The sequence below is a fragment of the Streptomyces sp. JLBG701 genome (genome assembly GCF_058544905.1).
Window position 1 is genome coordinate 4,781,979 of the sequence record NZ_CM178588.1, and the last position, 14,876, is coordinate 4,796,854.

The window sequence follows — 14,876 nt, forward strand, 5'->3', positions numbered from 1 at the left end:
CCTCACAGGTGCCTCTCACGCCACATACAGTGCGAGGACCGAAACGGGGAGGGGACGCGCCATGCGCAAGGGGGTAAAGGTCACCGTCATCGGCAGTGTGTTCGCCGTGATGGTGGGTGGGGCCGGGTACGGGGCCTTCAACATCGTGTCCGCGCTGAACGGCGACGGGGGTTCGGGGGCGAGCGGACCGGCGCCCGTGAAGTCCGGGCCGCCGAGCGGTTCCGAGGTCAAGGAGACGAGTACGAAGTTCTTCGCGGCCTGGGAGAAGGGGCTGGCGGCGCAGGCGGCGGCGCTCACGAACAACAACGCGGCGGCCGAGACCCTGCTGACCTCCTACAGCGATGACGCGTACATCACCGACGTGAAGATCACGCCCGGTACGACGACCGGTGACACCGTGCCCTTCACGGTGCAGGCGAAGGTGTCGTACCAGGGCGACTCCAAGCCGCTGTCGTACAAGAGCGAGCTGACCGTCGTGCGCGGACTCACCACCGGAAAGGCCCTGGTCGACTGGGAGGCGTCCGTCGTCCACCCCGAGCTCAAGAAGGACGATCTACTCGTCACGGGGCAGTCGGCGAGCCCGGAGATCGAGGCCGTGGACCGCAACGGTGCCGTGCTGGCGAAGGAGAAGTACCCCTCGCTCGGGCCGATCCTCGACGAACTGCGCGCCAAGTACGGGGAGCAGGCGGGCGGTACGCCCGGCGTCGAGCTCGCGATCCGGCATGTCGCCGACGGTGCCGCCGACACCCCGCTGCTGACCCTCGCCAAGGGCAAGGCGGGCACGCTGGAGACGTCGCTGAGCGCGAGCGCTCAGGCGGCGGCCGAGACCCAGGTGAAGAAGTACGCCGACTCGTCCGTGGTGGCCGTCAAGCCGAGCACCGGTGAGGTGCTGGCGGTGGCGAACCACCGTGAGGACGGGTTCAACGCCGCGTTCCAGGGGACGCTGGCGCCCGGTTCGACGATGAAGATCATCAGTGCCGCGACTCTCATCGACACCGGCCTCACCACCGCGAACGGGCCGGCGCCCTGCCCCGACACGGCGGCCTGGCAGAGCCAGACCTTCCAGAACATCAAGGGCATGAAGGAGAACCTGAACGCGACCCTCTCCGAGAGCTTCGCGCGTTCCTGCAACACGGCGTTCGTGAAGTTCGCGGACTCGGTCAAGGTGGACTCGCTGACCAAGGAGGCCGAGGACCGCTTCGGGCTCGGCCGGGACAACTGGAAGACCGGCATCCCGTCCTTCGACGGCTCGGTCCCCGCCTCCGGCGGCCCGGACACCGCGGCCAACATGATCGGCCAGGGCCAGGTCCAGATGAACCCGCTGAACATGGCCTCGGTGACGGCGACCGCGATCACGGGCACCTTCCGGCAGCCGGTCCTCGTCTCGCCCGACCTCGACGACCGCGAGATCGCCAAGGCGCGGGGACTGTCCAGTGACACGGTCGCCCAGCTGCGCGCGATGATGAACCGCACCGCCACCAGCGGCACCGCGGCGGGCGTGATGGCGGGCGTCGGCGGCAGCAGTTTCGGCGCGAAGACCGGTTCCGCCGAGGTCGACGGCGAGGGCAAGTCCAACAGCTGGTTCACCGGCTACCGCGACGACATCGCCGCCGCGGCCATGGCCCAGGGCGGCGGTCACGGCGTGGACGCGGCCGGGCCGATTGTCGCAGCCGTGCTACGAACTGGTGGCTGAACTCACCCCCACAGGGCGGGACTCTAGGGTGGTCATCGTCGTTGAGGAGCGTGAGGGCAGTGGGCGCTATTGGGGCGACGGGGACCCTGGGGAATTCGCGGAGGATTCGGGAACTGTGGGCAAGAGAAGGCTCGTCGCCGAGCGACGGAAGACGAAGACGAAGCCGGCTGTCATCGGCGGAATGATCGCCGTGGTGGTCGGCGGCGCCGGCGTCGGCGTGTACGCGCTGTACGGCACCGGGGCGGCGGCCGACGAGCGGACGGCGAACACGGCCGCCCACGCCGACGAGAAGGCCGTAAAGACCGGCCCGGTGTCGGCGACCGAGGTCAACACCGTGGCGAAGACGTTCCTCGCGGCCTGGCAACTGGGCAAGGTGCCGCAGGCGGCCGCCGTGACGGACGACTCCACGGCGGCCACCGCTCTCCTCACGGGCTACACCAAGGACGCCCACATCACGAACGTCACGCTCACCGAGGGCACGCACACCGGCGCCAAGGTCCCCTTCTCCGTGAAGGCGACGGTGACGTACAAGGGCACCAGCAAGCCGCTCACGTACGACAGTTCCTTCACGGTCGTACGGCGCACCAGCGACGGCAAGCCGCTGGTCGACTGGCACTCCGCGGTCGTCCACCCGGATCTGGCGGACGGCGACACCCTGGTCACAGGCGAGTCCGGCACCCCGCCGATCAAGGCGCTCGACCGGGACGGCGGTGAGCTGACCGCCGCCAAGTACCCGTCCCTGGGCACGGTCCTTGACGGGCTGCGCGAGAAGTACGGCAAGAAGGCGGGCGGCAAGGCGGGCATCGAGCTCCAGGTGATCCGCGCCAAGTCGTCCAAGTCCGCGGACAAGACGCTGCTGACGCTCAGCAAGGGCACTCCGGGCACGGTGAAGACGACGCTGAGCCCGACCTTCCAGGCGGCCGCGGAGCAGCAGGTGGCCGCCAAGGAGCGGGCGTCGGTCGTGCTGATGCGCCCCTCGACCGGCGAGATCCTGGCCGTCGCGAACTCCTCGCACGGCTTCAACACGGCCTTCCAGGGCTCCCTTGCCCCCGGTTCCACGATGAAGGTCATCACGTCGACGCTGCTGATCGAGAAGGGCCTGGCGTCGGCGGACAAGGTGCACCCCTGCCCCAAGACGGTCACCTACGGCGGCTGGAAGTTCCACAACGACGACGACTTCTCGATCAACGGCGGCACCTTCAAGGCGAGCTTCGCGCGCTCCTGCAACACAGCCTTCATCAGCCAGGCGAAGAAGCTGGAAGACGACGACCTGACCAAGCAGGCGCAGCAGGTCTTCGGGCTGTCGATGAACAACTGGGCGATCGGCGTCTCGTCGATGGACGGCTCGGTGCCGGTGCAGTCGCAGGCGCAGATGGCGGCGTCGCTGATCGGCCAGGGCGGGGTCCGGATGAACCCGCTGAACATGGCGTCGGTCTCCGCGACGATCGAGTCGGGCGTCTTCCGCCAGCCGTACCTGGTCTCCCCTACGGTCGACAACCGCACCCTGGCGACCGCGTCCCGCACGATGTCGTCGTCGACGCTCTCGCAGCTGCGTGAGCTGATGTCGTACACGGCGGCCTACGGCACGGCGGCGGAGGCGATGTCCGGGGTCTACGGCAACGTCGGCGCGAAGACCGGCTCCGCGGAGGTCGACGGCCAGAAGAAGCCCAACGGCTGGTTCACGGCGTACCGCGGCGACCTCGCGGCGGCGGGCGTCGTCCAGGCGGGCGGCCACGGCGGCGACACGGCGGGCCCGATCGTGGCGTCACTGCTGAAGATGGGCAGCTGATCAGCCGGTTCGGTGCGCCACCGGCGCGGCGGTGGCGGTGTACGTCCGCCGCAGGAACCTCACCAGCGTCTTTGTCTCGAACTGGACCACCGAGACGCCGCCCTGGGCCGAGTGGAACTCGACGACGGCCTGCACCCGGCCGCACGGCCAGACCCGGACCTCGCCGGAGCCGGCCGGGGCGCGCAGGCCCTGTTCCAGCAGGGCGCGGGAGAAGGTCCACTCGTGCGGGCCGGGCAGGCCGACGCGGACCGAGCGTGGGTCGGACTCGGGGTCGTAGCGCAGGATCACCGGGACGGCGTCGGGATCGACGCGGGCGGCGTCGGCGTCCGTGACGATGTGGGCTCGCGCGTACTGCTCGACTACGGACATGGGGAGGGCCCCTTACGCTGCGTCACCTGTGCGAAAGCTGTGCATCCGCTTCCACTCCAATGTCGCATATTTTCCGGAATGCGCTTCCGGTGCCGCCGAATGTCACAGCCTGGCGGTAATTCGCGAGCCCACGCTCTTGCAAGCCGTTCGCAACAAGGCTCTATCATCGAACGGTGCATGTGCCTGATGGATTCATAGACGCCCCCGTGTCGGCCGCCGCCGGCGCAGTCGCCGCCGGCGCCATCGCCGTGAGCCTGCGCGGCGCGCGCCGCGAGCTCGACGAACGGACGGCGCCGCTGGCCGGACTGGTCGCGGCGTTCATCTTCGCCGTGCAGATGCTGAACTTCCCGGTCGCGGCCGGGACCAGCGGACATCTGCTCGGCGGCGCCCTGGCAGCGATACTCGTCGGCCCCTACACAGGGGTCCTCTGTGTCTCCGTCGTGCTGCTCATGCAGGGCATCCTCTTCGCGGACGGCGGTCTGACCGCGCTCGGCGTGAACATCACCGACATGGCGATCGTCACGACTGTCGTCGGGTACGCGGTCTTCCGCGGGCTGGTGAAGGTGCTGCCGCGCGGCCGCCGGTCCATCACCGTCGCGTCCTTCGTCGCCGCGCTCCTGTCCGTGCCCGCCGCCGCGGTCGTCTTCACCCTCGTCTACTCCGTGGGCGGCACGACGGATGTCTCCATCGGCAAGGTCGCCACCGCGATGATCGGCGTGCACGTCCTCATCGGGATCGGCGAGGCCGCGATCACCGCGCTGACCGTGAGCGCCGTCATCGCCGTACGGCCGGACCTCGTGTACGGCGCGCGCGGCCTCCAGCAGCGCCTGAAGCTGCGCGTGCGCGGGGAGCTCGTCGACGCGCCGGTTCCCACGGCGCCCGTGGCAGCGCGCACTTCCCGGCGCGCGCTGTGGATCACCGGCCTCGCGACCTCCCTCGTCCTGGCCGGCTTCGTCAGCTTCTACGCCTCGGCCGACCCGGACGGCCTGGAGAAGGTCGCCGTCGACCAGGGCATCGCCAAGCAGGAGAAGAAGCACGCCTCCTCCGACTCCCCGCTCGCCGGCTACGGCGTCAAGGACGTCACCGACGCCCGGCTCTCCGGTGGGCTCGCGGGCGTGATCGGCGTCGGCGTCACCGTCGTCGCGGGCAGCGGGGTCTTCTGGGCGGTGCGCAGGCGGCGTACGGCCGATGTCTCTCCCGTGAGCACGGGCGTCTGATGGGCGCCGGGCACGCGCATCGGCTCTACCGGCACGGGCACTCCCCCGTGCACGCCCTGCCGCCGCACACCAAGCTCGCCGCCGCCTTCGCCTTCGTGGTGGTCGTCGTGTCGACGCCGCGCGAGGCGATGTGGGCGTTCGGGCTGTACGCCGTGCTGCTCGCGTCGGTCGCGTACGTCGCGCGCGTGCCCGCGTCGTTCCTGCTCAAGCGGCTGTTGATCGAGGTGCCGTTCGTCGCGTTCGCGGTGCTCATGCCGTTCGTGGCGGAGGGCGAGCGGGTCGACGTGCTCGGGCTCTCGCTCAGCGTCAACGGCCTGTGGGGCGCCTGGAACGTGCTCGCCAAAGGCACCCTGGGCGTCGCCGCCTCCGTCCTCCTGGCCTCCACCACCGAGCTGCGCGAACTCCTCCTCGGCCTGCAACGCCTCAAACTCCCGCCGCTGCTGGTGCAGATCGCGTCCTTCATGATCCGCTACGGCGATGTCATCACGGACGAGATGCGGCGGATGCGGATCGCGCGGGAGTCGCGCGGCTTCGAGGCGAGCGGGGTCAGGCACTGGGGGGTGCTCGCCAAGTCCGCGGGCGCCCTCTTCATCCGCTCCTACGAGCGCGGCGAGCGCGTGCATCTCGCCATGGTGAGCCGGGGGTACGCCGGTTCGATGCCGGTCATCGACGAGGTGACCGCGTCCCGGGCACAGTGGTCGTACGCCCTCGCGCTCCCGTTCGCCGCCCTTGTCGTATGCCTGTTGGGATGGACGCTGTGACCCCTTCTCTTGAGGTCTCGGGCCTCGCCTTCGCCTACCCCGACGGCCACCAGGCGCTGTTCGGCGTGGACTTCACCGTCGCGCGCGGGGAGCGGGTCGCGCTGCTCGGGCCGAACGGCGCCGGCAAGACGACCCTCGTGCTGCACCTCAACGGCATTCTCACCGGGGGCGCAGGGAGCGTGACGGTCGCCGGGCTGCCCGTCGGGAAGAAGCACATGGCGGAGATTCGTCGCCGGGTCGGCGTCGTCTTCCAGGATCCCGACGACCAGCTGTTCATGCCGACCGTGCGCGAGGACGTGGCGTTCGGACCGGCGGCGGCCGGGCTGAAGGGGCCGGAGCTGGAGGAGCGCGTGGACCGGGCGCTCGCCCAGGTGGGGATGGCGGAGTTCAAGGAACGCCCGCCGCACCATCTCTCCTTCGGGCAGCGCCGCCGGGTGGCCGTGGCGACCGTGCTCGCCATGGAGCCGGAGATCCTCGTCCTGGACGAGCCCTCCTCCAACCTCGACCCCGCCTCCCGCCGCGAACTCGCCGACATCCTGCGCTCGCTGGACGTGACGGTGCTGATGGTCACCCACGACCTGCCGTACGCCCTGGAGCTGTGCCCGCGCGCCCTGATCCTCAGCCAGGGCGTCATCGCGGCGGACGGGGAGACCGGCGAACTCCTCTCCGACGACGCCCTGATGCGCGCCCACCGCCTGGAGTTGCCCTTCGGCTTCGACCCGCGCTCCGTGACAATGGGCGCGTGACGAACGAGGAGCCCGAGCAGAGCAAGGCCTCACTGCTGCTGGACGACCAGTTGTGCTTCGCGCTGTACGCCGCCCAGCGAGCGGTGACGGCGGCCTACCGCCCGCTCCTCGACGAGCTGGGCCTCACCTACCCGCAGTACCTCGTCCTGCTGGTCCTGTGGGAGCGCGGCGAGAGCACGGTGAAGGAGTTGGCGGAGGCGCTGCGGCTCGACTACGGCACGGTGTCGCCGTTGCTCAAGCGGCTGGAGGGCGCGGGGGTTGTCCACCGGGAGCGCGCGGCACGTGACGAGCGCTCGGTGCTCGTCACGTGCACGGGGCGCGGAGAGGAACTGAGGGAGCGCGCGGCGCGCGTGCCCGGCGCGCTGCTCACGGCGACCGAGCTCGACGGCGCGCAGGCCGCGGGGTTGCGCAAGGAGTTGTTCGAGCTGGCGGCGCGCGCGGGCGCGGCGGCCCAGCGCGCACGCTGACCGCTGACCGCTCACCGCTGACCTCGGGCTACCCCCGGTTACTACCCCCCGGTAACAGCAGCCGACCTACCAGTCAGTACCTTGTGCACGATGCATTTGCGCGCACCTGTTCCGGGGGGAGCCGGCCATGACTGACGACACCACCACCGCCACCGACCCGACCGCCGTCGACACCCGTCCCACGAAGATCATGTACGTCGCCGAGGCCACCGCGCACGGCGGCCGGGACGGCTTCGTCACCAGCCAGGACGGGCAGATCGAGCTCCAGGTCGCGATGCCGCCGGAGCTGGGCGGCGACGGCAACGGCACCAACCCCGAGCAGCTCTTCGCGGCCGGCTACAGCTCCTGCTTCCACAACGCGCTGGTCCTGGTCGGCCGCCGCAGCGGCTTCGACCTCACCGGCTCCACGGTCGCCGCGAAGGTCGGCATCGGCCCCAACAAGCAGCGCGGCTACGGCCTCGCGGTCGCCCTGAGCGTCTCGCTCCCGGTCCTCGACCCGGACATCGCCGCGAAGCTGGTGGACGCGGCCCACGAGGTGTGCCCGTACTCGAACGCGACCCGGGGGAACATCGACGTGACGATCCTGCTTGGGTAAGTAGGCAGTACCCGGAAGCAGGAGGAGCACGGGCGTGGACGTGAACGGTGCGGTGGCCGAGGGCTTCGAGCCGGTCAGGGAGGCGTTCCTGCGGAACTTCGAGGTGCTCGGGGACCGGGGCGCGGCGGTCACCGTCTACCGGGACGGGCACAAGGTCGTCGACCTGTGGGGCGGCACGAAGGACGTCGACGCTACGACCGACTCCGCGCCCTGGGAGCAGGGCACCGCGCAGATCGTGCGCTCCGCGACGAAGGGCGTCGCCGCCGCCGTACTCCTGCTGCTGAGCCAGCGCGGAGAGCTGGACCTGGACGCGCCGGTGGGCGAGTACTGGCCGGAGTACAAGGCGGCCGGCAAGGAGCGGACCCTCGTACGGCATCTGCTCGCGCATCGGGCGGGTGTGCCGGTGCTGGACCGGCCGCTGACGCCCGAGCAGGCCGCCGACCCGCGACTGGGTGCCGAGGCAGTCGCGGCGCAGGCGCCGGTGTGGGAGCCGGGGACGGACCACGGGTACCACGCGCAGACGTACAGCTGGCTGACCGGTGAGCTGGTCCGGCGGGTCACGGGCCGGGGAATCGGTGACTGGGTCGCGGAGGAGATCGCCGGGCCGGTCGGGGCCGATCTGTGGATCGGGCTGCCGGAGAGCGAGGCACCGCGTGTGGGCCGGGTGGCGCAGATCGAGGCCCCGGTGGACGCGGGCGGCCTCAGGACGCGGCCCAAGCGGTCCGTGTCCGAGGCCTACGCCGACCCCGAGTCCCTGACCCGCCGCGCCTTCGCCGCGATCACCCCGCTGCCGGACGAGAACGACCCCGCGTACCGCGCCGCAGCCCTGCCCGCCTCCAACGGCATCGCCACGGCCGACGGGCTGGCCCGTTTCTACGCGGCGCTGATCGGCGAAGTGGACGGCGGGAAGCGCCTGTTCACTCCGGGCACGGTGGAATCAGCCCGCACCGAGCAGTCCGCCGGGCCCGACCGCGTCCTGGTCGTGGGCACCCGTTTCGGGCTCGGCTACATGCTGCACGGCTCGGCGTCCCCGCTGCTCGGCGCGGGCTCCTTCGGCCATCCCGGCCGCGGCGGCGCCCTCGGCTTCGCCGACCCGGAGTCGGGCATCGCCTTCGGCTATGTGACCAACGGTTTCCGCAAGAGCGTGACGGCGGACCCGCGAGCGCAGGCACTGGTGCGAGCGGTACGGACGGCAACGGCCACGTCGCTCTGAGGTGGGCCGCAGGGTGACGAAGGCCGCATTGTGACGTAATTCATGCGGCCTTCGCGTGTAGCTCACACGTGGATCGGATGGGACGTCCGTCCGGACGCCTCGTCGATCTCGTCGTGCGCCTTCGTCAGCATCTGCATGGCGATCTCGTTGAGCGCGCGGGCCCCGGCGATCTCCTCGCCGACGCGCGGCTGATTGGCGTCGGCGCGGTACCGGCGGGCGTGCCCATGTGCGCGTATCTCGGTGCCGTCGGGCAGGCGCACCAGCGCTACCGCCCGCGTGTGCTGATCATCCTCGGCGAATTCCAGCTCGACATGCCATCCCACAGTGGTCCGTGTCATGACGATCACCTCCGGAGCATCTGCTTCCAGAGTGCTCCCTCGAGGAGGTAGTTGTCGCGCCCCGGACCGAGGCCGGACCTGTGCACCACGGCCCCCGTTCACGGCGGATGGGCACACACTCGGGTATGCGCTGCTGCCTCTCCGCTCCCCTGGCGGCCCTGTCCGCCCTCCCCTCCCCCGCCGACCTCATGCACTCCGGCGCCCTCCTCGGCCCCGCTCTGCTCCGCTCGGCGTCCGCCCTCCGGGGCCGCCCGCGCCACCGCGACGACCTGGCCGCCGTCCACCTGGAGCTGGTCACCCTCACCGAGGACCGTGCCGTCATCACCTGGTACACCGGCATCCCCGGCACCGACGACGGCCTCGGCCACATGTTCCCGGCGATCACCGAGGGCGAGGTCGTCTACGGCACCCACCCCGCGCGCCTGAACCGCACCGCGTCCCAGAACCGCCCGACGGCACACCACCACGTCGAGCTCACTGACCTGGAGCCGGGCCAGACGTACTACTACCAGGCCCGTTCACGAGGCGTGCCCGCCCTCCCCTCACCGCTGCACCTGATGCGCGGCAACGCGGTGGGCACCTCGCTCTTCGGCCTGGGCACCAAGGGCGGCCCGTACTCCTTCACCATGCCCCAACCGCCACCCGGCCGGCACCTGATCTCCATCGCCCTCTGCAACGACCTGCACCTCGGCGAGACCACCGCGGGCCTGGTGGCCGGCGTCCCGCTCATGCGCGGCCTGTCGCAGAAGCCCGGGCTCGCGCCCTACCCGGAGATCATGGCCCGGGCGGTGGTCGAGGAGGCCCGCCGGCGCGGAGCCGACGTGCTGCTCGCCGCCGGGGACATCTCGGCGGGCGGCGCGGCGGTGGACCTGGCCGAGGCGCGGCGGATCCTGGACGGTTTCGGCGTCCACGGACGTGACTACTTCGTCGTACGGGGAAACCACGACCGGGCGAGAGCCGGCGGTGACGACTCCTTCCGGGCCGGATTCCTGGACGGCACGAGCCCCGGCTACTTCGCCCGCGACCTGGGCGGACTGCGCCTCATCGGCCTCGACACCTACGAGAAGGACGGCAACGGCGGTGACGCGGGCGGGCTAGGGGCCGACCAACTGGCGTGGTTCAAGGCGAAGTTGCGAGACCACCCGGACCAACCCACCCTGGTCTTCGGCCACCACCCCCTGACCGTACGGGACTCGGTCTTCCCGATGGGCCGCGGCCAGCGCCTGGACCGCCGTCAGGCCCGCGCGATCGTCGAGGCCTACGCCGCCTCGCCGGGCGTCTTCCTCCACCACGCCGGCCACACCCACCGCAACAAGCGCACGATCCTGAACCAGGCCCCGCACGTCACCCAGCAGGAAGTCAGCGCCGTCAAGGACTACCCCGGCGGCTTCTCCCTCCTCCGCATCCACACCGGCGGCTACGCCCTCAACCACTACAAGTGCGACGACGCCCCGGCCCTGACCTGGGCGGAACGCGGCCGCCGCCTCGCCGGAGGCCTCTGGCCCCACCACGCCTTCGGCCGCTCCTTCACCGACCGCAACAGCGTCCGGGCCCACGACATGTCGGGGATCTCGGCGGCGAGGGCGGTGGGTGTCTAGGGCGCCGGTACGGGGTGGGCGGGGCGGAATGAGCAGGTAGGCGCGGGATGTTGGCGGAAACGGGGAGCAACGCCCACTCCCCCACGCCGCCCGCCCGGCGGCCGTAGCGCAGGGAAGGACCCCGCTCATGACGCACGACCGCCGTACGATCACCAACCCCGCCGCCCTCCACGACCCGACCCCCTTCGGTTACAGCCATGCCGTCTCGGCGCCGGGCGAACTCGTCTTCATCGGCGGCCAGTACGCCTCCGACGCCACGGGCGCGGCCGTGCCCGGCGACTTCGCCGCCCAGGTGGACCTGGCGTTCGACCGACTGCGGGCGGCGCTGGAAGGAGTGGGCCTCGGTTTCGAGCACATCGTCCGGCTCGGCACGTACATCGTCGACCACGACCTCACCAAGCTGGAGACCCTCGGCAAGGCGCTGCACGCACACTTCGGCGACCGCCTCCCGGCCCAGACCCTCAGCGGCGTGGCCGCCCTCGCGCTGCCGGGGATGCTGTTCGAGGTCGACGCGGTGGCCGTACGGCCACGGTGACGGGAGCCGCGGGCAGCCTCATCGCGAGCGCCGGTGGGGTTCAGTCCCGACGATTGGCCCCTTTGGACCAGGCGGCGAGGGAAAAGCCGCAGGTCGGCTGCCGCCGCCGTGGGCCAAACGCTCCAATCACCCCCTAACCGGCGTGCAGCATCAGCCCGATGCCCACGACCAGCAGTCCCGCCGCGGCGATCCGTGGCGCCCCGAACCGTTCCTTGAAGAACACGGCCCCGATGGCCGCGCCCACGATGATCGAGGACTCGCGCAACGCGGCGATCGGCGCGAGTTCCGCCTTGGTCTGGGCCCACAGGACCAGCCCGTACGCCGACACGGACAGGGCCGCGCCCAGCAGGCCCACACCGGCGAACGGCCGTAGGACAGCGACCAGTTGGCCTCGCCAGCGATAGAAGGCGTACGCCGGGACCGCTACGCCCTCCAGGGCCATCAGCCAGGCGATGTAGCCGAGCGCGGAGCCAGAGGCGCGTACGCCGAGGCCGTCGACCACGGTGTACGCGGCGATGGAGAGGCCGGTCGCCAACGCGGCGCCGATCGCCGCCCAGTTGGGGCGGTGTCCGTGCAAACCCCACAGGGCGACACCCGTGAGGCCCGCGCAGGACAGCGCGATGCCTGCGGCTGCCCAGCCGTCCGGTACCTCGTGGGCGAAGAGGGCGGCGAGAGCGGTGACCACGAGGGGCGCGGTGCCGCGCGCGATCGGGTACGCCTGGCCGAAGTCGCCCAGCCGGAAGGACCTCATCAGCAGCACGTAATACACGATGTGGATGAGCGCGGAGGCGATCAGGTACGGCCACGCGGCGGCCGCCGGTACCGCCACGAACGGCGCCATCGCCAGCCCGATCAGCGTTCCGCCGCCGGCTATCAGCGTGAACCCGACCAGTTTGTCGGTGATCTGGTGAGCGAGGGCGTTCCAAGTGGCATGGGTGACCGCGGCCAGCAGTACGGCCACGGTGACCAGTGGCGTCACGCCGGCTGCTCGCGTACGTCCACCAGGGTGCCGCCCGCGTGGGCGATCAGGGTCTTGGGCTCCATGGGGAAGACGGCGTGCGGGGTGCCGGCGGCGGCCCACACGATGTCGTGGTCGAGGAGTGAACGGTCCGCGAGGACACGGGTCTTGGTGCGGTGTCCGAAGGGCGGTACCCCGCCGATCGCGTACCCCGTCGTCTCCCGTACGACGTCCACCTTGGCCCGCGTGACCTTCTCCACGCCCAACTCCCGCCGGACGAGCTCGACATCGACCCGCGAGGCCCCGTCCATCAGGACCAGCACCGGGACCCCGTCCGCCGCGAAGATCAGCGACTTGCAGATCTGGCTCAGCTCACAGCCGATCGCGGCGGCGGCCTCGGCGGCGGTGCGGGTCGCGTCGGGGAAGCGGCGGATCCGGGCGGTCAGGTCGTCCAGGCCCAGCTCGTGCAGGGCCTCGGCGAATCGGGGGTGGGCCCCGGAGGGTTCCGTGTCGGTCGTCGTCATGGTCGGCACGGTAGTGGTGGGTGCAGACGCCACGCGAGCCGGTTTGCGTCGCGGCCGCAACCGGGCGACCGGGTCGCCGCGTCCCTGCCAAAGGGACGGCGGCAAAGGGAGGGTCCCGTGGGCGTCATGTTGTGCGGAGCGGCCGCGGTACTGCTCCTCGTGTTCGGTGTGCGGGACGGTCTTCGGGTACGACGGCTGCGGCGGCACGGGGTGCGTGCGCAGGGCTTCGTCGTCGACAACGTACGGGTCCACGACAGCGACGGGCCGTCCTGGGCGCCGGTCATCGCCTTCACCGACCAGCGGGGACACCGCGTGGAGTTCTCGCCGAAGATCCGCGGGGCCGGCATGGGGCTGGCGACCGGACGCGAGGTGCCCGTGATCTACCTCGCCCAGGATCCGCAGGACGCGCGCGTACGGATGTGGCGCCATCTGTCGGGGCCGACGTGGTTCCTGCTGTTCGGCGGACTGGCCTTCCTCGCCGCGGCGGTGGCGATCACCGCGACGACCTGAGGCCCTCACCCGGCCTGCGTGGACAGCCTCGCCTCGAACCGCTCCAGGTCGACCACCCCACGCCGGTGCGTACCCCGGCACACCACCGCGGCCTCGTCACGGGCGCTGACCTCGAACGTCAGGCGGCGCCCGTCCACCCCCGTCAACTCGACGTCGATCGTCAGGGTCCCGCCGGGCGCGGTGGGGGCCTCGTGACTGAGGTCGACGTGCACACCCAGGCTGCGCTCACCCTCGTCGAGGTGGCCTTCCAGCGCCTGCATACAGGTCCACTCGACCAGGGCGACGAGGTATCCGGTGGCCAACACCTCCGGCATCCGCGCGAAGGACTCGGCCTCGGGCAACAGATAGGGCACGGTGCGCTCTGCGGACACGGGGTACCGCATCTGGGCGGTCAGCCCGGGCAGGAGGGTTGGGCGCATTAGTGCGAGATGTGGGTGAGGAACTCGGTCCAGGTGTCGGGGGCGATGGTGAGGTGGGGAGTTCGGGGCGACTTGGAGTCGCGGATGTGGATCGTAGTGGGGGCTACGGCTATCTCGACGCAGTCGTTGATGTCGCTACTGTCGCTGTAGCTGCTCTTGAACCAGTGGAGTTCCGGCGTGTTCATAGTCTCCCCAGCACTTGCTCGATGAAGGCCAGCGACTCCCTCGGTGGGAGAGCCTGCGACCGGATCATTCCATAGCGCAGTTCAAGGATACGAAGATCCTTGGGGTTTGAGACCGGTCGGCCGTTGAAGGCCCCTGGAGAGCGTCCGATCCCCGTGCCATCGGGAAACTTCAGCAAATGGATCGGCCCGTGGTGAATTCCGGCGTGCTCGTACCGATCGGTCGGCATGACCTGGAGTGTCACGGTCCGCAACTGAGCTACTTGCAGCAGGTGTTCGAGTTGTCGACGCAGTACCGGCTTCCCACCCAGAGGGCGCTCCAGGGTCACCTGCTCCTGGATGAAGCTGAGCGTCGAGGCGGGCTCCCGCTCGAAGATCGCCTTTCGAGCCATGCGTGCGGCTGTTCCCCGTTCGACCTCGTCCGGCGAGTACGCGGGCTGCGCCATCTCGAACAGGGCTCGCGCGTACTCCGGTGTCTGCAACAGCCCCTGGATGTTGTGGTTGCTGTACACCAGCACCTCGGCCGCCCGGTCCTCCAGTGCCTTCAGCTCGCGCACCGGCTTCGGATACCGAGCCTTCCGCATGTCCTCCATGAACGCCCGCAGATGGCCCTGCGCCTTCAGAACCGTGTCCGCCCTGTCCAGGAACTCCGGCCTCGGAATCCGCTGCCCTCGCTCCATCTTGCGGATCATGTCCTCGCCGTAGCCCATGATCTCCCCGAAGTCGGCCGCCCGCATCCCCGCCGCCTCCCGGCAGACTTTGAGCAGCCGCCCTACCGCCTGAACCAGCGGCTCGACCTCATCGCCCGGTTCGACATCCCAACCAGCCTCGTCTGCATCCTCGTTCATGCCCCACCTCCACCGCGCACCCGTACCCGTACAACCGACGAGACAGCCGAGACAGTGCGAGACAAAGCCAGGACAGTCACCGTACGCACAGGCGTGATCACTGATCCAAGTAAG

The 14,876-nt window shown here is 70.5% G+C and carries 18 protein-coding genes; 11 read left to right on the plus strand and 7 right to left on the minus strand.

Annotation, left to right across the window (positions count from 1 at the left end; all coding sequences use genetic code 11):
• Positions 1-61: 61 nt before the first annotated feature.
• Together AC5DRG_RS21840 and AC5DRG_RS21845 are read left to right on the plus strand one after the other, a co-directional pair.
• Complete coding sequence (locus AC5DRG_RS21840; protein ID WP_491812274.1) at positions 62-1,693, plus strand: penicillin-binding transpeptidase domain-containing protein; 1,632 nt, start codon at positions 62-64, stop codon at positions 1,691-1,693.
• A gap of 115 nt (positions 1,694-1,808) precedes the next feature.
• A complete protein-coding gene (locus tag AC5DRG_RS21845) occupies positions 1,809-3,482 on the plus strand; it encodes a penicillin-binding transpeptidase domain-containing protein (RefSeq protein ID WP_491812275.1) in 1,674 nt (557 codons plus the stop codon).
• Here the strand turns inward: AC5DRG_RS21845 and AC5DRG_RS21850 are convergent, their stop codons facing one another.
• Entirely contained in the window at positions 3,483-3,851 is a 369-nt protein-coding gene (locus AC5DRG_RS21850; protein ID WP_491812276.1) for an SsgA family sporulation/cell division regulator, read from the minus strand.
• Between the two features lie 173 nt (positions 3,852-4,024).
• Between AC5DRG_RS21850 and AC5DRG_RS21855 the strand changes: the two genes are divergently transcribed.
• From AC5DRG_RS21855 to AC5DRG_RS21880, 6 genes are all read left to right on the plus strand, one after another.
• Positions 4,025-5,068: an energy-coupling factor ABC transporter permease gene (locus AC5DRG_RS21855; RefSeq protein ID WP_491812277.1), complete on the plus strand. Its 1,044-nt coding sequence runs from the start codon at positions 4,025-4,027 to the stop codon at positions 5,066-5,068.
• Positions 5,068-5,829, plus strand: a complete 762-nt coding sequence (cbiQ, locus tag AC5DRG_RS21860) for a cobalt ECF transporter T component CbiQ (RefSeq protein ID WP_491812278.1) — start codon at positions 5,068-5,070, stop codon at positions 5,827-5,829. Before AC5DRG_RS21855 ends, cbiQ begins: the two co-directional genes overlap by 1 nt.
• A complete protein-coding gene (locus tag AC5DRG_RS21865; protein WP_491812279.1) occupies positions 5,817-6,575 on the plus strand; it encodes an energy-coupling factor ABC transporter ATP-binding protein in 759 nt (252 codons plus the stop codon). The genes cbiQ and AC5DRG_RS21865 overlap by 13 nt, the downstream gene beginning before the upstream one ends.
• A complete protein-coding gene (locus AC5DRG_RS21870; protein WP_491812280.1) occupies positions 6,572-7,042 on the plus strand; it encodes a MarR family winged helix-turn-helix transcriptional regulator in 471 nt (156 codons plus the stop codon). Before AC5DRG_RS21865 ends, AC5DRG_RS21870 begins: the two co-directional genes overlap by 4 nt.
• 127 nt (positions 7,043-7,169) lie before the next feature.
• The gene (locus AC5DRG_RS21875; protein WP_491812281.1) at positions 7,170-7,637 is read left to right on the plus strand and encodes an organic hydroperoxide resistance protein; all 468 of its coding nucleotides are present in this window, start codon (positions 7,170-7,172) and stop codon (positions 7,635-7,637) included.
• Positions 7,638-7,671: 34 nt separating this feature from the next.
• Positions 7,672-8,850 carry a serine hydrolase domain-containing protein gene (locus AC5DRG_RS21880; protein ID WP_491812282.1) on the plus strand — a complete coding sequence of 393 codons (1,179 nt, stop codon included), beginning with the start codon at positions 7,672-7,674 and terminating at the stop codon, positions 8,848-8,850.
• A gap of 62 nt (positions 8,851-8,912) precedes the next feature.
• Here the strand turns inward: AC5DRG_RS21880 and AC5DRG_RS21885 are convergent, their stop codons facing one another.
• Positions 8,913-9,188, minus strand: a complete 276-nt coding sequence (locus AC5DRG_RS21885; RefSeq protein WP_491812283.1) for a DUF1876 domain-containing protein — start codon at positions 9,186-9,188, stop codon at positions 8,913-8,915.
• A 125-nt stretch (positions 9,189-9,313) separates the two neighbouring features.
• Between AC5DRG_RS21885 and AC5DRG_RS21890 the strand changes: the two genes are divergently transcribed.
• Both AC5DRG_RS21890 and AC5DRG_RS21895 read left to right on the plus strand, forming a co-directional pair.
• A complete protein-coding gene (locus tag AC5DRG_RS21890) occupies positions 9,314-10,786 on the plus strand; it encodes a purple acid phosphatase family protein (RefSeq protein ID WP_491812284.1) in 1,473 nt (490 codons plus the stop codon).
• A gap of 127 nt (positions 10,787-10,913) precedes the next feature.
• Positions 10,914-11,321, plus strand: a complete 408-nt coding sequence (locus tag AC5DRG_RS21895; protein ID WP_491812285.1) for a RidA family protein — start codon at positions 10,914-10,916, stop codon at positions 11,319-11,321.
• A 133-nt stretch (positions 11,322-11,454) separates the two neighbouring features.
• Here AC5DRG_RS21895 and AC5DRG_RS21900 read toward each other — a convergent pair whose 3' ends face one another.
• A complete protein-coding gene (locus tag AC5DRG_RS21900) occupies positions 11,455-12,300 on the minus strand; it encodes an EamA family transporter (protein WP_491812286.1) in 846 nt (281 codons plus the stop codon).
• Positions 12,297-12,803: a YbaK/EbsC family protein gene (locus AC5DRG_RS21905; protein ID WP_491812287.1), complete on the minus strand. Its 507-nt coding sequence runs from the start codon at positions 12,801-12,803 to the stop codon at positions 12,297-12,299. The genes AC5DRG_RS21900 and AC5DRG_RS21905 overlap by 4 nt, the downstream gene beginning before the upstream one ends.
• 117 nt (positions 12,804-12,920) lie before the next feature.
• Between AC5DRG_RS21905 and AC5DRG_RS21910 the strand changes: the two genes are divergently transcribed.
• Entirely contained in the window at positions 12,921-13,313 is a 393-nt protein-coding gene (locus tag AC5DRG_RS21910; RefSeq protein WP_491812288.1) for a DUF3592 domain-containing protein, read from the plus strand.
• 5 nt (positions 13,314-13,318) lie between these two features.
• Here the strand turns inward: AC5DRG_RS21910 and AC5DRG_RS21915 are convergent, their stop codons facing one another.
• Genes AC5DRG_RS21915 through AC5DRG_RS21925 form a run of 3 tightly spaced genes read right to left on the minus strand, consistent with a single transcriptional unit; the run spans position 13,319 to position 14,762 of the window.
• Entirely contained in the window at positions 13,319-13,732 is a 414-nt protein-coding gene (locus tag AC5DRG_RS21915) for a thioesterase family protein (RefSeq protein ID WP_491812289.1), read from the minus strand.
• Entirely contained in the window at positions 13,732-13,917 is a 186-nt protein-coding gene (locus AC5DRG_RS21920) for a DUF397 domain-containing protein (RefSeq protein WP_491812290.1), read from the minus strand. The genes AC5DRG_RS21915 and AC5DRG_RS21920 overlap by 1 nt, the downstream gene beginning before the upstream one ends.
• Complete coding sequence (locus tag AC5DRG_RS21925; protein WP_491812291.1) at positions 13,914-14,762, minus strand: helix-turn-helix domain-containing protein; 849 nt, start codon at positions 14,760-14,762, stop codon at positions 13,914-13,916. Before AC5DRG_RS21925 ends, AC5DRG_RS21920 begins: the two co-directional genes overlap by 4 nt.
• Between the last annotated feature and the right edge of the window lie 114 nt (positions 14,763-14,876).